General features: G+C 71.9%; 19 protein-coding genes and 1 pseudogene. 11 read left to right on the forward strand and 9 right to left on the reverse strand.

The window, feature by feature from the left end; all coding sequences use genetic code 11:
- Window positions 1-8: 8 nt before the first annotated feature.
- The 3 genes from ACQPZX_RS27975 to ACQPZX_RS27985 are packed head-to-tail and all read right to left on the reverse strand — an operon-like array spanning window position 9 to window position 2,965.
- Window positions 9-1,514 carry a tripartite tricarboxylate transporter permease gene (locus tag ACQPZX_RS27975; RefSeq protein ID WP_433361150.1) on the reverse strand — a complete coding sequence of 502 codons (1,506 nt, stop codon included), beginning with the start codon at window positions 1,512-1,514 and terminating at the stop codon, window positions 9-11.
- Window positions 1,514-1,963: a tripartite tricarboxylate transporter TctB family protein gene (locus ACQPZX_RS27980; protein ID WP_433361153.1), complete on the reverse strand. Its 450-nt coding sequence runs from the start codon at window positions 1,961-1,963 to the stop codon at window positions 1,514-1,516. Before ACQPZX_RS27980 ends, ACQPZX_RS27975 begins: the two co-directional genes overlap by 1 nt.
- Window positions 1,964-2,965: a tripartite tricarboxylate transporter substrate-binding protein gene (locus ACQPZX_RS27985; protein WP_433361156.1), complete on the reverse strand. Its 1,002-nt coding sequence runs from the start codon at window positions 2,963-2,965 to the stop codon at window positions 1,964-1,966. It abuts the gene before it with no gap.
- Between the two features lie 192 nt (window positions 2,966-3,157).
- Here ACQPZX_RS27985 and ACQPZX_RS27990 point away from each other — a divergent pair, with 192 nt between their 5' ends.
- Window positions 3,158-4,018 (forward strand): NAD(P)-dependent oxidoreductase, encoded by an 861-nt coding sequence (locus tag ACQPZX_RS27990; RefSeq protein WP_433361159.1) that lies wholly within the window; start codon window positions 3,158-3,160, stop codon window positions 4,016-4,018.
- Window positions 4,019-4,025: 7 nt separating this feature from the next.
- Here ACQPZX_RS27990 and ACQPZX_RS27995 read toward each other — a convergent pair whose 3' ends face one another.
- A complete protein-coding gene (locus ACQPZX_RS27995; protein ID WP_433361162.1) occupies window positions 4,026-4,250 on the reverse strand; it encodes a hypothetical protein in 225 nt (74 codons plus the stop codon).
- Between the two features lie 72 nt (window positions 4,251-4,322).
- On the opposite strand from ACQPZX_RS27995, the gene ACQPZX_RS28000 reads away from it, so the two are divergent.
- Window positions 4,323-5,033 carry a TSUP family transporter gene (locus ACQPZX_RS28000; protein ID WP_433361165.1) on the forward strand — a complete coding sequence of 237 codons (711 nt, stop codon included), beginning with the start codon at window positions 4,323-4,325 and terminating at the stop codon, window positions 5,031-5,033.
- A 53-nt stretch (window positions 5,034-5,086) separates the two neighbouring features.
- The gene (locus tag ACQPZX_RS28005) at window positions 5,087-5,803 is read left to right on the forward strand and encodes a hypothetical protein (RefSeq protein ID WP_433361168.1); all 717 of its coding nucleotides are present in this window, start codon (window positions 5,087-5,089) and stop codon (window positions 5,801-5,803) included.
- 692 nt (window positions 5,804-6,495) lie between these two features.
- Here ACQPZX_RS28005 and ACQPZX_RS28010 read toward each other — a convergent pair.
- Entirely contained in the window at window positions 6,496-7,983 is a 1,488-nt protein-coding gene (locus tag ACQPZX_RS28010) for a serine/threonine protein kinase (RefSeq protein ID WP_433361171.1), read from the reverse strand.
- Window positions 7,984-8,078: 95 nt separating this feature from the next.
- Between ACQPZX_RS28010 and ACQPZX_RS28015 the strand changes: the two genes are divergently transcribed.
- The 4 genes and pseudogenes from ACQPZX_RS28015 (at window position 8,079) to ACQPZX_RS28030 (ending at window position 11,938) form a co-directional block, all read left to right on the forward strand.
- Complete coding sequence (locus ACQPZX_RS28015) at window positions 8,079-8,492, forward strand: hypothetical protein (protein ID WP_433361174.1); 414 nt, start codon at window positions 8,079-8,081, stop codon at window positions 8,490-8,492.
- 31 nt (window positions 8,493-8,523) lie between these two features.
- A pseudogene (locus ACQPZX_RS28020) lies at window positions 8,524-9,225 on the forward strand (M23 family metallopeptidase); the annotation flags it as partial.
- 403 nt (window positions 9,226-9,628) lie between these two features.
- Window positions 9,629-10,726: a hypothetical protein gene (locus ACQPZX_RS28025; protein WP_433361177.1), complete on the forward strand. Its 1,098-nt coding sequence runs from the start codon at window positions 9,629-9,631 to the stop codon at window positions 10,724-10,726.
- 12 nt (window positions 10,727-10,738) lie between these two features.
- Entirely contained in the window at window positions 10,739-11,938 is a 1,200-nt protein-coding gene (locus tag ACQPZX_RS28030; RefSeq protein WP_433361180.1) for a hypothetical protein, read from the forward strand.
- A 257-nt stretch (window positions 11,939-12,195) separates the two neighbouring features.
- On the opposite strand, the gene ACQPZX_RS28035 is transcribed toward ACQPZX_RS28030, so the two are convergent.
- Window positions 12,196-12,441: a hypothetical protein gene (locus ACQPZX_RS28035; protein WP_433361183.1), complete on the reverse strand. Its 246-nt coding sequence runs from the start codon at window positions 12,439-12,441 to the stop codon at window positions 12,196-12,198.
- 202 nt (window positions 12,442-12,643) lie between these two features.
- Entirely contained in the window at window positions 12,644-13,255 is a 612-nt protein-coding gene (locus ACQPZX_RS28040) for a CBS domain-containing protein (protein ID WP_433361186.1), read from the reverse strand.
- Window positions 13,256-13,414: 159 nt separating this feature from the next.
- Between ACQPZX_RS28040 and ACQPZX_RS28045 the strand changes: the two genes are divergently transcribed.
- The 3 genes from ACQPZX_RS28045 to ACQPZX_RS28055 all read left to right on the forward strand — a co-directional run bounded on the left by ACQPZX_RS28045 (window position 13,415) and on the right by ACQPZX_RS28055 (window position 17,131).
- On the forward strand, window positions 13,415-14,008 hold the full coding sequence (locus ACQPZX_RS28045) for a hypothetical protein (RefSeq protein WP_433361189.1): 594 nt from the start codon (window positions 13,415-13,417) through the stop codon (window positions 14,006-14,008).
- Window positions 14,009-14,079: 71 nt separating this feature from the next.
- Window positions 14,080-16,449, forward strand: coding sequence for a glycoside hydrolase family 65 protein (locus ACQPZX_RS28050; RefSeq protein WP_433361192.1), 2,370 nt, complete (start codon window positions 14,080-14,082; stop codon window positions 16,447-16,449).
- 97 nt (window positions 16,450-16,546) lie between these two features.
- Window positions 16,547-17,131 (forward strand): DoxX family membrane protein, encoded by a 585-nt coding sequence (locus ACQPZX_RS28055; protein WP_433361195.1) that lies wholly within the window; start codon window positions 16,547-16,549, stop codon window positions 17,129-17,131.
- A gap of 594 nt (window positions 17,132-17,725) precedes the next feature.
- Here the strand turns inward: ACQPZX_RS28055 and ACQPZX_RS28060 are convergent.
- Together ACQPZX_RS28060 and ACQPZX_RS28065 are read right to left on the reverse strand one after the other, a co-directional pair.
- A complete protein-coding gene (locus ACQPZX_RS28060; RefSeq protein WP_433361198.1) occupies window positions 17,726-18,865 on the reverse strand; it encodes an amidohydrolase family protein in 1,140 nt (379 codons plus the stop codon).
- Complete coding sequence (locus ACQPZX_RS28065; protein WP_433361201.1) at window positions 18,862-20,007, reverse strand: DUF3500 domain-containing protein; 1,146 nt, start codon at window positions 20,005-20,007, stop codon at window positions 18,862-18,864. The genes ACQPZX_RS28060 and ACQPZX_RS28065 overlap by 4 nt, the downstream gene beginning before the upstream one ends.
- Window positions 20,008-20,151: 144 nt before the next feature.
- Here ACQPZX_RS28065 and ACQPZX_RS28070 point away from each other — a divergent pair, with 144 nt between their 5' ends.
- The gene (locus tag ACQPZX_RS28070) at window positions 20,152-20,886 is read left to right on the forward strand and encodes an AfsR/SARP family transcriptional regulator (protein WP_433361204.1); all 735 of its coding nucleotides are present in this window, start codon (window positions 20,152-20,154) and stop codon (window positions 20,884-20,886) included.
- Window positions 20,887-20,890: the final 4 nt, after the last annotated feature.

The following is a 20,890-nucleotide window of genomic DNA, read 5'->3' on the forward strand; positions in this document are numbered from 1 at the left end:
CACCTCAGCTACTCGTCCTCGGTAAACACGACCTCGCGCCGGCGGCGGATCGCCGGGAACGCGGCGATGACCAGCGCCGTCGCGGTCAGGATCAGAAAAGCGGCGGAGATCGGCCGGGTGAGGAACACCGTCGGGTCGCCGCGGGAGATGATCAGGGCCCGCCGGAGGTTCTCCTCCAGCAGGGGGCCCAAGACGAAGCCGAGCAGCAACGGCGCGGGCTCGCAGCCGCACTTGATCAGGACGTAGCCCAGCAGGCCGAAGAAGGCGATCGCGTACACGTCGAACTCGTTCATCGCCAGCGAATAGGTGCCGATCACGGCGAAAAGGACGATCATCGGGAAGAGCACCTGGTACGGGATCCGCAACATGCGCACCCAGATGCCGATCAGCGGCAGGTTGAGCAGCACGAGCAACACGTTGCCGATCCACATCGACGCGATCAGGCCCCAGAACAGCGCGGGCTCGTCGTTGATGACGTTCGGGCCGGGGGTGATGCCGTGCACGATGAACGCGCCGACCATCAGGGCCATGACCGGGTGCGCGGGCAGCCCGAGGGTGAGCAGCGGGATGAAGCTGGTCTGCGCGGCGGCGTTGTTGGCCGACTCGGGGCCGGCGACGCCCTCGATCGCGCCGTGCCCGAACTCGGCGCGCCGCCGCGAGATGCGCTTCTCAACGGCGTACGAGGTGAACGACGCCAGCACGTGGCCGCCGCCCGGCAGGACGCCGAGCGCGGCGCCGACGCCGGTGCCGCGCAGGATCGGGCCGACGATGCGGCGGCGGTCCTCGCGGGTGGGCCAGAGGTTCGTGACCCTCGAGAGCAGGGCCGGGCGGTCCTGTTCGTTCTCCAGGTTGCGCAGGATCTCGGCGATGCCGAACATGCCGACGGCCACCGAGACGAAGTCGATGCCGCCGTACAGCTCGCGCTGGCCGAGCACGAAGCGCGGCGTACCCGTGTAGATGTCTTGCCCGACGGTGCCGAGCAGAATGCCGAGCGCGATCATCGCGAGGGCCTTGAGGGCCGAGCCGCGGGCCAGCGCGATCGACACGATCAGGCCGAACAGGACGAGCGCGAAGTAGTCGGCCGGGCCGAACTTCAGCGCGATGTCGGCCAGCGGCGGCGCGGCGACGGCCAGCGCGACGGTGGCGACGGTGCCCGCGATGAAGGAGCCGATCGCCGCGGCGGCCAGCGCCGGACCGGCCCTCCCCTGGCGGGCCATCTCGTGGCCGTCGAGCGCGGTGACCGCCGCCGACGACTCGCCGGGCAGGTTGATCAGGATGGCGGTGGTCGAGCCGCCGTACTGGGCGCCGTAGTAGATGCCGGCCAGCATGATCAGCGCGGTCACCGGCTCGAAGTTGAAGGTGATCGGCAGCAGCATCGCCACGGTCGCGGTCGGGCCGATGCCGGGCAGCACCCCGACCGCCGTCCCGAGCAGCACGCCCACGAAGCAGTACAGGACGTTCTGCACCAGGAAGGCGGTCGAGAAGCCCAGGACCAGGTTGTCGAGAAGGTCCATCACCAGCCCCACAGCGGGATGCGCAGCTGCAGGCCGACGATGAAGATGCCGGTGGCGACGACCGTCAGCCCGGCGGCCACGGCCACGGCGGTGAGGAACCGCACCCGGCTGCTGGCCAGCGCGGTGAGCAGGGCGGTCACCAGCGACGTCGGCACGAAGCCGAGCCGCCGGACGAAGAAGCCGAAGAACACCACGGCGACCGTGATGAGCGCGATCGCGCGCCAGGGCACCGCACCGAGCGGGATCACCTCGCCGGCCACCAGCCCCTTGACGACGATCGCCAGGCCCAGCGCGGCCACGATCCCGCCCGCCACCAGCGGGAAGTAGCCGGGGCCCATCCGCAGCAGGGTCCCCCGGTCGTAGCCGAGGGACCCCACCACGAACGCGCCGCCGATCAGGACGAAGATCCCCCCGGCGAGCACGTCCGCCAGGGACCGTCGCCGCTGCATCTAGGAGGCCTTCACACCGGCGTCGGAGATGACCTTCGACCAGGTCTTGAGCTGCTCGTCGAGGTGCGCCTTGTGCGCCTCCGGGGTCGCGTCGGCGGCCGCGACCGGCGCGGTGCCGAGCTTGGCCATCTGGTCGATGACGGCCTGGTCGGCGAGGGCCGTCTTCAGCGCCTCGGACAGCTTCTGCACGATCTCCTGCGAGGTGCCGGCCGGGACATAGAGGCCGTGCCAGACGCTGACCTGAAGCTGGGGCATCCCGGCCTCGGTGGTGGTGGGCAGATCGGGCAGGCTCTTCACGCGATCGGGCGTGGTGACCGCGTACGCCTTCACCTTGCCCGCCGAGATCTGGCCGGTGGTGTTGGTGGTCTGGTCGCACATGAAGTCGACCTGCCCGCCGACCAGGTCGGTCAGCGCCGGCCCGGTGCCCTGGTACGGGACCTCCTGCAGCTTGACCCCGGCCGCCGACTGGAACAGCAGCCCGCACAGGTGGGACGCGGCGCCGCGCCCGGCGTTGGCCAGGGTGACCTTGCCGGCGTTGGATTTCACGTACGTCACGAGGTCGGCCAGCGTGGCGGGCGGGAAGTCCTTGCGGGCCACGACGGTCATCGGCACCTCGGTGACCAGGCCGATCGTCTGGAAGTCCTCGAGCGGCGCGTACCCGAGGTCCTTGTAGAGCGCGGGCGCGGTCGCCATGCCGATGTGGTGCATCAGCACCGTGTAGCCGTCGGGCTGGGCCCGCGCGACCTGGCCGGCGGCGACCGTGCCGCCCGCGCCCTCGACGTTCTGGACGACGATCTTGCCGCCGAGCGCCTTGGCCATCGGCTCGGCGATCATCCGGGTGACGGTGTCGGTCGGGCCGCCGGCGCTGAACGGCACGACGAAGGTGATGTTCTCTTCCGGGTAGGCGCCGCCCTCGCTACCGCCGCCACCGTTGCTGGAACAGCCGGCGACGAGCATGGCGGCGACGAGCGCGGCGGCCGTACGTGGCCTGCTGCACATCATCGAAGGACTCCTCTCCCATCGGTGTCCGTCGATGATCGTATTGACCATGTGAGCCAGATCACCAGGCCGCCGCCCGGTCTGTCGCCGAACCGCTACCCGCTAGTGGGTAGCCGATGGTCCGGCCAGCCGTGATGTCCCGGCCGTAGCGGCGCGCGACGCTGAGAAGGGGGCCATACGAGAAGGAGAGAGCCCATGAACAGGGTTGCGCTGCTGGGGACCGGGATCATGGGGTCGGCGATGGCCCGCAATCTGCTGGCCGCCGGCGTGCCCACGACAGTCTGGAACCGGTCGCCCGCGCCGACCGTGCCGCTGGGTGCGGCCGGCGCGACCGTGGCCGGGTCCGCGGTGGAGGCGGTTGCCGGCGCCGGCGTTGTCATCACGATGCTGCCGACGGCCGAGGTGGTGCAGTCGGTGATGTTCGATGACGGCGTGGTCGAGGCGATGCCGGCCGGCGCGGTGTGGGCCCAGATGGGCACGATCGGGCTCGCTGCCACCGCCGGCCTCGTCGCTCGCTTGCGGCAGGCACGGGGTGACATATCGTACGTGGACGCGCCGGTTTCGGGCAGCAAGGGACCCGCCGAGGCGGGGCAACTGCTCGTGCTCGCCTCCGGGCCGGCCGCGGCGGAGCCGGTGGTGCGTGACGCCTTCGCGGCGGTCGGGCGCAAGACGGTGTGGCTGGGTCAGGCGGGTGAGGGCACCGCGATGAAGCTGGCCGTCAACGCGTACATGTCGATCTTGATCGAAGGCGTGGCCGAAGCACTCGAGCTCGCCGGTCATCTCGGCATCGATCCGGCTCGGCTGGCCGAGGCGATCGAGGGCGGCCCGCTGGACGCGCCGATCGCCGACGCCAAGCTGCACAAGATGGAGATCGGCGACTACACGCCGGAGTTCCCGCTGCAGTGGGCCCTGAAGGACGTGAACCTGGCGATCAGCGCGGCGGGCGCGGACCGGCTTCCGCTGCTGCAGACGCTGTCGGGTCAGTGGCGGGCGGCGGTGGACGCCGGGCACGGGCAGGAGGACATCAGCGCCGCCCGGGCCGCGGTGGGCGGCTGAGCCGGCGTCAGATCGTGCCGATCGTGCTGATCGCCCAGTGCATCCGGGTGGCCGCGGTCTCCGGGTGGTCGCCGAACTCGGCGGCCACCCGGGCGGCGCAACCGCGCAGGCCCAGGGCCAGCAGCGTGTTGGTGACCGCATCCCGGACCTCGGCGGTGGAAGGCTGGTCGGACGATTGGAGGGCCGAGGCGAACAGCGCCTCGGCACGGGCGGTGTCGAAGGTGGTCCTCATGCATTCAGCCTCGCGTCTTCGCGGGCGCTTGTCGTCGCTGCCAGCCCCCAACCCCACTACCGGGCAGCAGGAATGATCCTGGTCGCCGTCGTGGCGGTCGTAGCAGTGGCCGCCGGTCTGCAGGCCCTCAGCGGGATCGGCTTCGCTCTCGTGGCCGGCCCGCTGCTCATCCTCGCGCTGGGACAGTCCGACGGCGTACGCCTGACCGTGGCCTTGTCGTTGCTGCTCAACGCCACGATCCTGGCCGGCACGTTCCGGCACGCCCGGTGGGGCGACGCGGCCCGGCTGTTCGTCCCCGCGGCCCTGCTGGTCTGGCCGGCGGCGGTGATCACCGGCCGCCTGCGGGAGGGCTGGGTGCTGGCGTTCGCCGGGGTCGCGGTGCTGGCCGGGGTCGGACTGATCGTCTCCGGACGGCGGGCGCACTGGGTCGACAAGCCGGTCGGGGCGATCGCCGCCGGCGCCGCGAGCGGGGTGCTCAACGTCCTCGCCGGGGTCAGCGGCCCACCGGTGGCGCTGTTCGTGGCGCATCGCGAATGGGAGCCGCGGATCTCCACGGCGACGCTGCAGGCGTACTCGTTGCCGTTGAACGCCGTGACCCTCGCGGTGCTGGGCCCGCCGACCGGCCATGTGTCCCTGTTCGCCGGCGCGATCCTCGCCCTGCTGGCCGGCGCGGCGGTGGCCTGGCCGTTCGCGAGCCGGATCGGACCCGGTGCGGTGCGCGCGCTCGCGCTGAGCATGGCGACGGTCGGCGCGATCTCGCTCATCGCCCGAGCCATCTTCTAGCGTCGATCGCCTCCGCGTAGTCTGCCGGTGACGACGCGTAGGGAGGCGGAACCGTGCGGGTAGCCGGCGTCATCGTGCAGAGCTCCGACGACCCACCCATCGTGCGGGAGCTGGCTCCCGGGCAGGCCGCCACGTTCGGGCGCGGCTCACCGGGGCGGCCGGTCGACATCGCCCTGCCGGACGCCGCGATCTCCCGGGTGGCCGGCCAGATCCTCGCGGTCGAGGACCACTGGCTGGTGAGCAACTTGAGCGCGCGCAGCACCTACGTCATCGAGAACCCCGAGGGGGGCGGCGAGTTCATCAAGGTCGCGCCCCGCCGCCTGGAGATGCCGGTCCCGTTCGAATTCTCGCGAGTGGTCGTGCCCGGCGCGGACCGGTCGGCCGCGTTCTTCGTTTTCGCACCCCAGCACACGTACGCGGACATCGCCGCAACCCCCGACGGCTCCGCCGACGCCACCCGCACGTCTTTCCCCCTGGACGAGACGGCGAAGTACTTCCTGATCCTGCTGGCCCTCTGCGAGCCGCGGCTGCGCAACGCCTCCAGCCCCGTCATCCCCACCGCGCCGGAGATCGTCGAGCGCTTAGCCGCGCTAGGCCTGACCCGAGCCGCGGTCAACTTCCACATCGACTACCTGGCCCGCGAGAAGCTGCGGGTGAAGTCCCCCACAGCCGAAACCCCCAAGGCCGACTGGCAACGCAATGCGATCGTGTCGCTCGCGCTTCAATTCAATCTCGTACGCGAGGAGCACCTCACCCTCCTCGACACCTGACCCTCCCTTCGCCCGCGCCGCGTCGATCTTGATGACTTGCCGTTGATGGCGAGCAGCAGGTCATCAGGCTTGAGCGCCCCGAGTGGACGCTGGTGGCTTTAAGCGGATATTTCCGGCGCAACGGGCCGCACCTGGCTGGGCCACGCACGCCGCGGGCCATGGCACGCCCCGCCCGGCACCGGACACGGCAACCTGCGCATCCACCGTGACCACCCGCGATGCGGCAGCGCGGCATGGCGCGGCGCGGGCGCGGGCGCGGGGCGGCGCGGGCGCGGGCGCGGGGCGGCGCGGGCGCGGGCGCGGGGCGGCGCGGGCGGCGCGGGCGCGGGCGCGGGGCGGCGCGGGCGCGGGCGCGGGGCGGCGCGGGCGCGGGCGCGGGGCGGCGCGGGCGCGGGCGCGGGGCGGCGCGGGCGCGGGCGCGGGGCGGCGCGGGCGCGGGCGCGGGGCGGCGCGGGCGCGGGGCGCGGGGCGGCGCGGGCGCGGGCGCGGGGCGGCGCGGGCGCGGGCGCGGGGCGGCGCGGGCGCGGGGCGGGCGCGGGGCGGGCGCGGGCGCGGGGCGGGCGCGGGCGCGGGGCGGGCGCGGGCGCGGGCAACGCGGGGCCGGCGCCCGCAAGACGGCGCGGAGCGAGGCGGCGCGGGCGCGTGGCGAGGCGGCGCGCGGAAGCCTGAGGCGGGGCGGTGGGTGGGGGGGCTCAGGTGGTGGGGCGGTACTGGGTGAGGTTGGTGCGCAGCTTGCCCATGTAGAGGGTCAGCTTGGGACGGTCCGTCGGCACGCCGCCGGCGTTGCGGACCACGTCGGTGGACGTGCGGTAGGCGGCGGCCAGGTTCTCCTCGGGGCTGCCGGGGATCTCCTCCAGTTTGGGGGCCATCCAGCACAGGTAACGGCCGACCGCGGGAATCGACATCTCGGGTGGGAAGGGCGGCGTGGGGACCTGGTCGCGCTGGCCGGCCGGTAGGTAGAACTTGAGGACTGCGGGGGTCCAGCGGGCGATGCCGTACTCGTCGACGGCCGGGTCGGCGAGGTTGGGGTCGAAGCCGCTCTCCGCCTTGAGCATGGCGGCCACCAGCACCGGGGAGACGGCCTTGTTCTCGGGGCACATGGTGCCGGCCTCGACGATGAGGTCGTAATAGGCGGGCGGGATGTCGGCGTCCGTACGGAAATAGCCGTTGTATTTGGAGGCCGCGGCCGGATGGCCCGGCAGGGTCCAGATCAGCGCTACCACCAGGCCGATCGTGAGCAGAAGGCTCGCGGCGGCTACGTGGAGGCGGCGGGACGGGCGGGAGATGGCGGCGATCTCCTGGGCGCGCCGGTGCAGCGACGCCGCGTCGTGGCGGCGGCGGGTGCCGTGGTCGGGCGCCAGGCAGTCGGTGATGAAGCGCCGCCATGGCTCGCTCAGATTGTCGGGCAGGGTGAGGTCCGCCTGGCCGGTCGTGTACGCGGCGGCGGCCGAGGCGCGCGCCCGCGAGGTGACGCCGGGGAACGGCAGCCGGCCGGTGAGCAGCTGGCAGGCGGCCACGCCGACGGCCCAGATGTCGGCGGTCTGGCGGACGGCGGCGCCGTGGCACCGCACCGGCTCGGACCAGCGCTCCGGCGGCACGTAGTCGGAGGTGCCGCCGGGCGGCAGGTACGCGTGGGTGCCGTCGAGGTGCGCCGCCAGGCCGAAGTCGGCGAGCCGCGCCGAGCCGTCCGGCATGAGCAGGATGTTGCCGGGCTTCAGGTCGCCGTGCACCCAGCCCGCCTCGTGCAGGTGGGCGAGGGCGCCGCACACCTCGGCGATGATCCGCGGGGCGTCCGGCAGGCCGCGGCCGCCGGCGCGTTCCAGGGCCGCGGCCGCCGACTCGGCGGCGAGCTCGAGGGCCAGCACCGTCATGCCGTCGAGCACCGGGTCGGCCGGGTCGTCGATGACGATGATGTCGAGCACCCGGATCAGACCGGGGTGCTCGACGTGGCGGTGCACGGCGACCTCGCGGCCGGCCATGTCGGCAAGGTGACTGAGCTGGCGGTTGGTCAGGGTGCCGGTCGGGATGAACTTGAGCGCGGCCTCGCCCGGCTCGCCGGGACCCACCCGCGCGGCGCGGTAGACGCTGCTCCAGCTGCCGCTGGCCAGGGCCTCCCCCACGCGCCACCCGCCGACGACGTATCCGGTCGGCACTCGCACGGTGCAGGTGTCCTGCTCCATACCTGGAACCTTTCAGGTACCGGGATCGAACACCGTCCATGATGCTCACTCGCGCAAGCCCCATGCGGGGGCTCGCGAACACGAGGGGGACATTCATGCGGATCAAAATCTTGGCCGCGGCCGGGCTGGCGGTGGCCGCGTTCGCCGCGACCGGCGCCGCGCCCGCGCAGGCCGCGCCAGCTCAGGTGCCGTGCACGCCGGGCTCGGGCGGAAAGGTGTACTGCGACTTCTGGGTGCCGGGCGACGGCTACTCGGGAGGCAGCCCGGTGGCCGACGGACCGGTGCTTGTCGGATATCTGCCGCAGGGCCGCAACTGGATCATCTGCCAGCAGGAAGGGCCGGTGACCTACCTGCACGGCTACCCCTACTACAACAAGTGGTTCGCGTGGACCACGGCCGAGAACGGCAACCAGGGCTGGGTGAACGCGGTCGCGGCGTCCGGCGGCGACAACAACGGCAAGTTCTCCAACACGCCGTCCTGCAACGGCGTCCACGGCTCGCCGTTCTGATCTCCGACTCGGAAGGACGCTCATGCGACGCATGTCTCTGTTCACGAGGGCCGCGGCGGTCATCGGCGCGGTGCTGGTCACCGCCGGCGTGATGGCCTCGCCGGCCCAGGCGGCCGCGCCCGCCTTCAAGGCGCCGTTCCCGTGCGGCCAGCGCTGGACCTATTCGCACCACGATCAGGAGGTGCGGCTGGCCCTGGACTTCATCCGCAACGACGGCGGCACGACGGCCGGCACCCCGGTGCTCGCTTCGGCGGCCGGCACGGCGGCGCGCAAGTACCAGGCCGGCGGCGCCGGCAACTACATCGACATCAACCACGGCGGCGGCTGGCACACCTACTACTTCCACCTGCAGGCGTACTCCGTCGACGACGGCGCGTACGTGGCGCAGGGCCAGCAGATCGGGCTCACCGGGACAACCGGCAACTCCAGCGGCGAGCACATCCACTACGAGCAGCTGTACAACGGCGCCGGGCAGAACATCGTGATCGACGGCGCCTCGCTCGCGCCGTACCCCGGCTCCTACGGCTCCAAGTCGATCACCAGCACCAACGGCTGCGGCGGCGGCTCGGGCGGCGGCGGCAAGTACTGGGTGGACACCTTCGCGAACGCGCCCGTCTACGCGTCGCCGACCAGCACCAGCCAGACCGGGACGCTCAACCAGGGCACCAACTACGTGTTCTGCAAGTCCTGGGGGCGGCAGGTCGGCAGCGGCAGCGCCTTCAACCACTGGTGGCTCAAGACCGACCCGGACACCGGGCCGGCCGGCCAGTACGTCTCGGCCTACTACCTGAGCCGCTGGGGCAACGACGAGGCCAAGGACAACAACGGCGTCGTGATCCCGGACTGCGCGGGCGGCAGCCGGCCCAAGTACTGGGTGGACACGTTCGCCAACGCCGCGGTGTTCGCGTCGCCGACCAGCACCAGCCAGACGGGCACGCTCAACCAGGGCACCAACTACGTGTTCTGCAAGGCGTGGGGCCGGCAGATCGGCTCCGGCAGCGCCTACAACCACTGGTGGTTGCGCACCGATCCCGACGTCGGGCCGGCTGATCAGTACGTGTCCGCGTACTACCTGAGCCGGTGGGGCAACGACGAGGCCCGCGACAACAACGGCACCGTGATCCCGGACTGCTGACATGGGATCGCTCATCGGGAGATCGCTGCGGGGCGTGGTCGCGATCGCGTGCGTGCTGGTCGCGACCACCGTTCCGGCAACGGCACACGCGGCTGTGGTGGTGCCGGCCGGAGTCACGGCCGGGATCGCGGTCTTCGACCGGCAGGCCGGGACCTTCACCGAACAACAGAATGCCGACATGCAGTTCCGGTCGGCGTCGATCGTCAAGCTGCTCATCGCGCTGGACTATCTCTGGGATCGCGGGCCGGATTACGTCGTGCCGAGCGCTGACCGGACCCGGCTCGACGCGATGCTGCGCAGCAGCGACGACGATGCCGCGTCCTACTACTGGGTGCAGCGCGGCTACGAGGCCGTCGTCAATCGGATGGTGCCGCGACTCGGGCTGCGAAACACGGCGCCGCCGCCGAGCTCCCAGCGCGGCTACTGGGGTTATACCGCGATCAGCGCTGCTGACGTCGTACGCATATATCGCTTCTTGTTGGAATCGGCGCCCTTGCCGGTGCGGCAGTTCGTGATGGGTGACCTGCGGCAGAGCACGCGATGCGCGGCCGACTCCTACGACCAGTATTTCGGCATCCCGAGTGTCTTCGGCGGGCCGCGCGCGGTGAAGCAGGGCTGGTCCGGGTTCGGGAACGGGCCGATGACGTGCTCCGGGACCCTGTCGGCCCGCGCGTCCGGCGTGGATCTCGTGCAGGAAGCGCTGCACACGACCGGAACTGTCGGGCCGGACGATCGGTCCATCGTGGTCGTGCTGACCCTGCACCCGGACGGCACGCCGTTCGCCAAGGCCTACAACGCGCTGACCGGGATCGTCCGCTCGCTGAACGTGCCGGGTGGCACGCGACTGCCGGGCGTCCCGTTCGGGACCTGGGGCTCCGGCGTACGGGTCCGGTCGGGAACGACCACCGCCTCGCCGCAGCTGGCGGTCGTGCCCTCCGGGACCGACGTCCTGGTCTCGTGCCAGGCGCTGGGCCAGGAGGTCGTGGTGAGCCCCTACCGGAACCCGTGGTGGGCCTATCTGCCGCAGTTCGGCGGCTACATGACCAACATCTACGTCAATTCCCCCGACAACAAACTGCCCGGCGTCCCTGACTGTTAAGGAGCTCAGATCATGGTCTGGAAGAGAATCGCCGTCGTCGGGGTCACTGTGGCCGCGGCGCTCACGGTCGCGATCAATCCCGCGTACGCGAATCCCGACGTTCCCGGTCCGGCGGGCAAGCCGGTGCCGCTCTCGATGGTGGCGGCGATCGCGTACGCCAATTGCGTGTCGGGCGGGGCGACCAGCTCGGACACGACGACCGCCAACAACCTGCGCGCGCAGATGAACGGGCAGCGGGTCGGCACCGCGCTCAACGGCTACCACGTGTCGTGCGCCCGGGCGATCACCGCGACCGTCGCGGGACGCGGGCTCGACAAGCGGGCCGCGGTCATCGCGATCACGACCGCGATCACCGAGTCGTCGCTGCACAACTACACCGAGGCGGTCGACCATGACAGTCTCGGGCTGTTCCAGCAGCGGCCGTCGCAGGGCTGGGGCACGCCGGCGCAGCTGACCGACCCGGTCTACGCGACGAACGCGTTCCTCAACGCGATGATCCGCAAGTACCCGAACAACGCGTGGATGAGCGGCGACATCGGGGCGATCTGCCAGGCCGTGCAGGTGTCGGCCTTCCCGGACGCGTACCGCAACGAGGTGCACGACGCGCAGCTGCTCGCGAACGCGCTCTGGTCCGGCGGTGGCGGCACGGGCGCGAGCAGGTACTGGGTCGACACGTTCGCGGCGGCACCGGCATTCGCGTCGCCGACTAGCACCGCCCAGACGGGCACGCTCAACGCGGGCACCAACTACGTGTTCTGCAAGGCGTGGGGGCGGCAGATCGGCAGCGGAAGCACCTACAACCACTGGTGGTTGAAGACCGACCCGGACAGCGGGCCGGCCGGCCAGTACGTCTCGGCCTACTACCTGAGCCGGTGGGGCAACGACGAGGCGCGCGACAACAACGGCGTCGTGCTTCCCGACTGCGCGGGCAGCAGCCGCCCCAAGTACTGGGTGGACACGTTCGCCGCGGCGCCGGTCTTCGCCACGCCGACCAGCACTAGCCAGACGGGCACGCTCAACGCGGGCACCAACTACGTCTTCTGCAAGGCGTGGGGGCGACAGATCGGCAGCGGTAGTGCCTACAACCACTACTGGCTCAAGACCGACCCCGACACCGGGCCGGCCGACCAGTACGTGTCCGCGTACTACCTGAGCCGCTGGGGCAACGACGAGGCCCGCGACAACAACGGCACCGTGATCCCCGACTGCTGAGAACGGGACGGTCCTCTGTCAGATGGCCGCGGGGCGGAACGAGCCCCGCGGCCTGTCGCGGCGATCTAGGGAGAATTCAACACCCGTTCCCACTCACCGATCAGGCCCACGGCGAGCGAGTTGTCCATCCGGCCTGATTCGAATGAACGATCGCCACGGTCGTTGGATTCGTCGAGGAATTCGGGTGGACCGAGAACCCAGCTCCGCCGGCCGGCAAGGTCACGGGCCGACGCCCGCATCGAGTCGGCGATCGCTGGTCACTCCTCCGCGGCGTCGGTCCCGGGCCGGGCCGCCACCCGGTGACGATCACCGTCACGGGCGGCGATTCCCTCGATCGCGTGCCGGTACTGAGCCGGCGAGATCCGGAAGGTAAGCAACTGTGCCGTCAGCACACCTTCGGGGCTCATCCGGTCGGCGGCGGCCCGGACCGGCGTGGGCCAGGACCAGACGGTCAACCGGCAGACAATCACGACGGCCACCACGAACAGGAGCAGAAACACCATCCACTTCACCTCAGCATCGATGCTCCTCGCCCGCCACACGGACCGGCAGGGTCCAACGTCCCGGCGGGGCAGGGCCGATGGTCCCGCCGCGGGCGGCCGACCGGCGGGACGTCCGGCCCGTCCGATCGGGACCAAGCACTCTGCCGCCGGGCGCCCGGCACGTCCGACGATCGTGCGCGGCCAGGCCTCCGGAATCGAGTAGTCACGCCAACCGGGTGCCGGCCAGGTCGACGGCGGCGACCCCGGGCACCGTACGGGCCAGCACGGCGACGATCCCCCGCTCGGCCTCGTCCCGGAACTCGCCGCCGAGACGGGCGACCCCGCCCTCGACGCGGGCGGTCCAGCGCGGGCCGCCCGCGTACTCGTCCAGGCGATGCTGCACCTCGGCGGTCAGCACATCGTCTCCGCGCACCATGGCGCGCAGGATGTCGCGGCGGCTGACGATGCCCACCACCGCCCCGTCGTCGACCACCGGCACGCTGCGCACGTCGTGCTCCAGCATCAGCCCGGCCACGTCGGCGACGTCCGCGTCGGGCCGGGTGGTGACCGGCGCCGGCGACATGACCTCGGCGACCGTGGCGGGCCGGGACCCCGGGTCGGCTTCGGGCAGTCGCAGCATGTGCGCGCTCTGGTCAGCCGGCACGCGGTGCCGGAGCAGATCGCCCTCGCTCACCATGCCGGCCAGCCGCCCTGCGTCGTCCACGACGGGCAGCGCCGTCACCCTCCTGGCGGTGATCAACTCGGCCGCGGCCTCCACCGACGCGGTCGGCCGCACGGTGTGCACCGGGCTGCTCATGATGTCCTTCGCACGCATGACCTCAGCGTCCCGCCGCCACGTCCCGGTGGGCAGGGCCGAAGGTCCCGGCCGGCGACTGAGGACTTTGGGCCCTGAGGAGTCAGGCCATTGGGCACCGGCGCCGGGCGTCCCCGAAGAGAACGCTCATAGGTGAGGACATCGATTGAGGAGGACACCATGACAACCACCGGCCGCGGCGCCGCCGCCCACCACCTCGAGAAGGTTGAGGCGCCCGGCTCCATGCTGACCAAGACCGCCGCCAAGGCCCTCGCGGTCCTGCGCATCTCCACCGGCTTCGTGTTCCTGTGGGCGTTCTTCGACAAGACCTTCGGCTGGGGCTTCGCCACCCCGTCGGCGAAGGCCTGGATCAACGGTGGCTCCCCCACGAAGGGCTTCCTCTCCGGCGTCGACGTCGGACCGGTCTGGCTGCAGGACTTCTTCCACAACATCGCCGGCGACGCGTGGACCAACTGGTTGTTCATGCTCGGCCTGCTCGGCATCGGCCTCGCCTTCGTGCTCGGCATCGGCCTGCGGCTGGCCGCCGGCGCGGGCGTCCTGATGATGGCCATGATGTGGCTCGCCGAGTTCCCCCTCGACAGGACGACCGCCGACGGCAAGCCGAGCGGCTCGTCCAACCCCATCACCGACTACCACTTCATCTACGGCGTCACCGGTGTCGTGCTCGCCCTCACCTACGCCGGGCACACGTGGGGCCTCGGGAAGTGGTGGGCCTCCCTCCCCTTCGTCCAGAAGAACCGCTGGCTCATCTGACCCGATCGCCGCCCACAACCGCCCGGTCCCACCAGGGGCCGGGCGGCGCTTTTGGGTGGAGGATAGGCTTCGTGATCCGGCATTCGGCCTACCCCGTGGAACCGTGGCACGTGCGCGAGACGCAGCTCGACACCGAGCTGCTGGCCCGCTCCGAGTCGATCTTCGCGCTGTCCAACGGCCACATCGGCCTGCGCGGCAACCTCGACGAGGGCGACCCGCACGCGCTACCGGGCACCTATCTCAACTCGTTCTACGAGCTAAGACCGCTCCCGTACGCCGAGGGTGGCTACGGTTATCCGGAGTCGGGCCAGACGGTCGTCAACATCACCAACGGCAAGCTCATCCGGCTGATGGTCGATGACGAGCCTTTTGACGTACGAGATGGGCGCCTGCGACGGCACGAGAGGGTCCTCGATCTGCGGGCCGGGGTGCTGCGCCGCGAGGCCGAGTGGGAGTCCGGCGCCGGGCGGGCCGTGCGGGTGCGCTCGACCCGGCTGGTGTCATTCACCCAAAGATCAATAGCCGCCATCGAGTACGAGGTGACGCCGGTCGACGCCCCGGTGCGGGTGATAGTGCAGTCCGAGCTGGTGGCGAACGAGTCCCTGCCCGGCCCCCTCAAGGACCCGCGGGTGTCCGCGGTGCTGATGGCGCCGCTGGTGGCCGAGGACTGCCACGCGAGCGAGATGGGCGCGCAACTGGCGCACATCACCCGCGAGAGCGGCCTGCGGCTCGCCGCCGCGATGGACCACTTCGTCGAGGGCCCGCCCGGGCTGCGCTGCACCACCGAGGCGCAGCCCGACCTGGCCCGCACCACGGTGGCCTGCCGGTTGGCGCCCGGCCAGACGTTACGCCTGGTCAAGATGGTCGGGTACGGCTGGTCGAGCCGCCGTTCGGCGGCCGCGATCCGGGACCAGGTGGCCGCCGCGATCCAGGGCGCCCGGTTCGAGGGCTGGGAGGGCCTCCTCGCCGGGCAGCGGGCCTATCTGGACGACTTCTGGGCCGGCGCCGATGTCGAGCTGGACGGCGACGCCGAGGTGCAGCAGGCGGTCCGCTTCGGCATGTTCCACGTGCTCCAGGCCGGCGCCCGGGCCGAGAAGCGACCCGTCGCCGCCAAGGGACTGACGGGTCCCGGCTACGACGGGCACGTCTTCTGGGACACCGAGCGGTACGTGCTGCCGGTGCTGACCTACATCCAGCCGCGGGCAGCGGCCGAGACGCTGCGCTGGCGCCACGCGACGCTCGATCTGGCCCGGGAGAGGGCGGCGACGCTGGGCTGGGCCGGCGCGGCGTTCCCGTGGCGGACCATCCGCGGCCACGAGTGCTCCGGCTACTGGCCCGCCGGGACCGCGGCGGTGCACCTCGCCGCCGACATCGCCGACGGCGTGGTGCGGTACGTGAACGCGACCGGCGACGCGGTTTTCGACCGCGACATCGGCGTCGAGCTGCTGACCGAGACCGCGCGGCTGTGGGTGTCGTACGGCCACCACGACCGGCACGGCGTGTTCCACCTGGAGCGCGTCACCGGCCCCGACGAGTACACGGCGGTCGCCGACGACAACGTCTACACCAACCTCATGGCGCAGCGGAACCTGACCGCGGCCGCCGACGCCGCCGCCCGCCATCCCGAGCGGTTCCGGGCACTGGGCGGCACGAGCGACGAGGTGGCGGCCTGGCGGGCCGCGGCGTCGGCGATGCATATCCCGTACGACGAGGAGCTCGGGGTGCATCCGCAGGTGCGCGACTTCACGCTCATGAAGGAGTGGGACTTCGCCGCCACCCGCCCCGAGTACTACCCGCTCCTGATGCACTTCCCATATCTCGACCTCTATCGCACCCAGGTCATCAAACAGGCGGACCTGGTGCTCGCGTTGCACTGGTGCGGCGACGCGTTCAGCGCGGAGGACAAGGCCCGCGACTTCGACTACTACGAACGCCGTACGGTGCGGGACTCCTCGCTGTCGGCGTCCACGCAGGCGATCATCGCGGCCGAAGTGGGCCACCTCGAGCTGGCGCACGACTACATCGGCGAGGCCGTGCTCATGGACCTCTACGACCTGCACCGCAACACCCGCGACGGGATGCACATCGCGGCCCTCGCCGGCGGCTGGCTGGCCCTGGTCGCCGGGCTCGGCGGCATGCGCGACCACGGCGGCGTGCTGTCCTTCGCGCCCCGCCTGCCCGGGCGGATCGACCGGCTCGCGTTCTCGCTGCTCTGGCGCGGCCTGCGCCTGCAGGTGACGATCCACCCCGGCGAGGCCACGTACAAGCTGCGCGACGGCCACGACGGCGCCGAGCTGGAGCTGTGGCATCACGGCGAATCGCTGATGCTCACCACCGAGGCCCCGGTGACCCGCCCGATCCCCCCGATCGTCCCGCTGGCCGGCGACCCGGTCCAGCCGCCCGGCCGCAGCCCCGTCCGCCGGGACGACCTCATCAAATAGGCGGCGATTAGTCCCTTCCGGATGATGAGCCGTCAGCCCGCGGGCGGGATGCTGACCCGGAGATGGTCATCGGTACAGGTCGATGGAGGAGGACACCATGACCACGATCGGCCGGGATTCCGCCACCCACCTGGAGCGGGCCGGTGAGCCCGGCTCCGTCATCACCGCGTCCGCGGCGCGGGCGCTCGCGCTCCTGCGCGTCGCCCTGGGCTTCATCTTCCTGTGGTCGTTCCTCGACAAGGCCCTCGGCCTGGGCTACTCCACCCCGGAGGCCCGGGCCTGGATCAACGGCGGCTCCCCCACCAAGGGCTTCCTGGCGTCCGTGGACGTCGGACCGCTGCAGGACTTCTTCCACGACATCGCCGGTAAGCCCTGGGCCGACTGGCTGTTCATGCTGGGCTTGCTCGGCCTGGGCCTCGCCCTCATCCTCGGCATCGGCCTGCGCGTGGCCGCCGTCGCCATGGTCGCCATGATGGCGCTCATGTGGCTGGCCGAGTGGCCGCTCGCTAAGACCACCGACGCCGGCGACCTCACCGGATCGTCGAACCCGGTCGACGACTACCACGTCATCTACGCCCTCAGCGCCATCGTGATCGCGCTGACCTACGCCGGCCGCACCTGGGGCCTGGGCCGGTGGTGGGCCGCGCTACCTCTCGTACGGAAGAACCGCTGGCTCATCTGAGCCCCGGCGCTGCCGCCCACCTCACCGCCGCCTTGCTCCAGTCGGTGCCGTCGGCGCCGACGATGGCGGGCCTGGCTTTCATGACCGCTCCTCTCGGCTCTCTCCCTCGAGCGTGCGGCGCAACCGTTCCCGTCGGCAGGGAGACACGTCCCATACGAACGGGACCGAAGTCAGTTCGGTCCTCCCGGGCGGGCGGGTCTTCCGGCCCTGCCGCGCCCGGACCGCCGCGCGGACCGTGGAAGGTGATCCGTCCGGCCGGTAGGAGTGCGTCCGCAAGGCGACCTGCCCGGTCGTCGTCCCGGTGCCCATCCCGGACCGTCGCGAGGCGGAGCCTGCGAGGCAGTGATGACGAACGCCTGCGCACACACCGTCGAAGGGAGAAGAGCCATGAAGACCATCACTTGTCACGCGGTCACGGCGGTGGCGATCGGAACGCTTGGGCTCGGCGGACTGGCGGCATGGGACCGCCCCCACCTGCTGGTCGATCAGGTAGCGAGAGCCAGCGGGTCGTGTCCGTAGATCCAGCCGTTGGCGACCAGCGGGTCCTGCGACCCGAATGTCGAAACCCCGGCCGCCGGGCAATGGCGATCGCGATCATTTGACCCGCACGCCGCGGGCGAAGACCGCGCGGACCCGCTGCAACGCCGTCAGGTCTTCGAGCGGGTTGCCGTCGACGGCCAGGATGTCGGCGTCGTAGCCGGGCGCCAGGCGGCCCTTGCTCGCGCCCAAGCCGCACGCCTCCGCGGCGGTCGCGGTGGCCAGGCGGATCGCGTCGGCCGGGTGCACCCCGATCATCGCGGTCTGGGCGAGGGCGTGCCGGAGCACGTCGTGCGGCTTGGGGAGGCCGATGCCGGCGTCGGTGCCGATGAGCAGGTGGGCGCCCGCCTCGTAGAGGGCACGGGTGTTGGCGATGATCCGCGGCATCCGCATCAGGATCACCGGGGGTGGCGCGACCCCCTCCACGGGCGCGACGCCGGCGGTGATGCCCACGGCTACGCGGCTGGCGGCGATGCGGCCGATCAGGTCGCCGGGGTCGTCTACGCCGTCGGCGCTCCAGAACGAAACGTGTTCCATGCCGTCGACGCCGGCGTCGAGGGCGCTGCGGATCGCCTCGGTGCCGTGGGCGTGCGCGGTGACCGGCAGGCCGAGCCGGTGCGCCTCGGCGACGATGACCCGCAGCTGCTCGGTCGTGAACTGGGAGGTCTCCTGGCGGGTGCCCGGCGTCATGGTGCCGCCGCTGGCCATCACCTTGACGACGTCGACGCCACGCGCAGCCCGCTCCCGCACGGCAGCGAGAAGCGCCGACGGCTCCGGCGCGGCCGGGCCGCCCAGGAAGTGGCAGTGCCCGTCCGGGGTGGTGATCGGCGGCCCGGAGGCGACGATCGTGGGCATGTCGGCGCGGCCCCGTAGGCCCAGGGTCAGGTAGTCCCGGTCGCCGAGGTCACGGACGGTGGTGATCCCGGCGGCCAGGGCGGTTCGACCGGCGGCGGCCATGGCGGCGAGCGCGGCGGCGTCGTCGCGGGCCGCCAGGGACGCAACCGGGTCGGCGCTCGCGTCGAAGGCCAGATGGACGTGCGTGTCGATCAGGCCGGGCAGGAGCGTGGCATCGCCCAGGTCGACGATCTCGCCGCCCGACGAGCCGGCGACGATACGCGGCCCGTCGACCACCAGCACAGGGTCGGGGATGAGCGAAGTGCCGTCGACCATCGCCGCGGCCCGGATCACCAGCGTCATACCGTCACGCCCCGGTAGTGGGCGCGCAGCACGTCGAGCCCGAAGTCGTTGGAGGGGTCGCGCCAGACCGAATGCGCGTGGTTGGCGTCGCGCTGGGTGTTGTCCCATTCGATCAGCAGCCGCGGGCCCTGCACCCGGTAGTAGTGCGGCGCCCCCTGCTCCACCGAACCCGCCCAGGCGAAGTGCACGGCGTCGAGCGCGGCTTCGTCGTACGCGTCAAGGGGTGAAATCTCGTCGGGAACCCGCCCGAAATAGGTGTCCAGCAGCGCCCGCAACAGATCCCGCTGCCCGGTGGAGAGGTCGGCGCCCGCGATCCCCTTGGGCCGGGCCGTGTACTCGAGCGACCGGTGGTCGTCCTCCTCGTAGCCGGCCGCGGCGTCAATGGCGTCGCTAAGCGCCTGCAGCTTGGCCTGCTCGGCCGGGTCGGGAAAGCGCTCGTCCCGCCAGATGCCCGCGAGGGGGATGACCCTGTCCCCCTCCGCGATCGACGTGCGGTTGCCGGTCACGAAATCCGACGGCGCCTTGGGCGACAGGATCGCCCGCCCGGCCAGTCCGGGACTCAGCGACCGGACCAGCTCCCGGCCGAGATCCTCGACCCGGGCCAGCGGCCGGTTCACCGCGCCCCCGAGCAGCTCGGAGCTGGCCGGGTCGGCGCCCATGAAGCAGGGCGTCGACGAGACCAGTTGACCGTCCACGACCAGGTTGTTCAGCGACACGTGGTGGCCGCCGAACCGCCACCCCCACGTCCCGGTGCCGCCGGGCTCGCCGAAGACCCGCAGGTAGTAGAGACCCGGGTCGCGCCCGCGCTCCCGGTCGAAGCGGGCCACGAAGCCCTCGGTGTGGTCGAGGACGTTCTCCAGGCCCATGGTGGTGGCCACCGTGACGTAGCCGGCCCGGGACAGGCCGGTGGACACCAGGCGCATCGCCGCCCGCTGCTGCGCGGGCCGCTGCTGGTGGACGGTCAGGCCGCCGTGGTCGGTCGGGGTGTAGAACCAGCGCCGGCGCTCGCCGTCGGAGGCGTTGTCGGCCGGCTGATGCCCGGCGGCGGTCGCCCGCTGGTCGGGGCTCAGCATGTCCAGCCACGCGCGGGCGGCCTCGGCCATCGTGGCGGCGACGCGGTGGCGTGGCGTTTCGTGGGTCACCCGGCCAATCTAACGAGGAGCCGGGCAGGTTTACCTTCTCCGGGAACGAGGAATCCCCCGGAGGACGGGCGTGATACGCCGCTGCGACGCGCCGGATACGCCCGCGCGTACGGCCGGGACACACGCGCGTCCAACGATGACGGGGTGAATCCCGCAGCAGCCCGGCCGGTGCGCCTTCGGCTCGTGGAGACCTTCGCGCTCGTCGTGGACGGCGCGGAGGTCCCGCTGGCCGAGGGCGCCCGCCGCGTGCTGGCCTTCCTGGCGCTCGGGAGCGGGCCGATGATCCGCTCCTACGTGGCGTACACGCTGTGGCCCGACACCCCCGAATCCCGCTCGCTGGGCTACCTGCGGGCGGCGCTGTGGCGGCTGCGCAAGGCCGGCGACGACCTCGTCGAGGAGTCCAGCGGGCGGCTGCGCGCGGGCGCGGGCGTACGCGTGGACGTCCGCGAAGCCCTCGATCTGGCCCGCTGCATCCTCGCCGGCGGCGACCCCGGGCCCACGGGCGAGGCCTGCCGCCGGCTGTCCTGCGGCGACCTGCTGGCCGACTGGTACGAGCCGTGGCTCACCGAGCCCCGCGAACAGCTGCGCCAGCTCCGCCTGCACGCCCTCGAGGAGCTCTCCGCCCGCGAGCTGGACCGCGGCCGCATCCCCTCGGCGATCGAGTCGGCGCTCGCCGCGGTCGCCGCCGAGCCGCTCCGGGAGAGCGCCCACCGCCTGCTGATCCGCGCGCACCTGGCCGAGGCGAACGCGGCCGAGGCGCTGCGCCAGTACGAGCAATTCCGCGCCCTGCTCTTCGGCGAGCTGGGCATCCTGCCCTCCACCCGGATCGAGGAGCTGCTCATCCCGATCCGCGGCGGGCGCGCGCTCCGAGCCGGGTGAGAAG

This window comes from Actinoplanes sp. CA-142083 (assembly GCF_050942195.1).
In the GTDB taxonomy this organism is placed as follows: Bacteria; Actinomycetota; Actinomycetes; order Mycobacteriales; family Micromonosporaceae; genus Actinoplanes.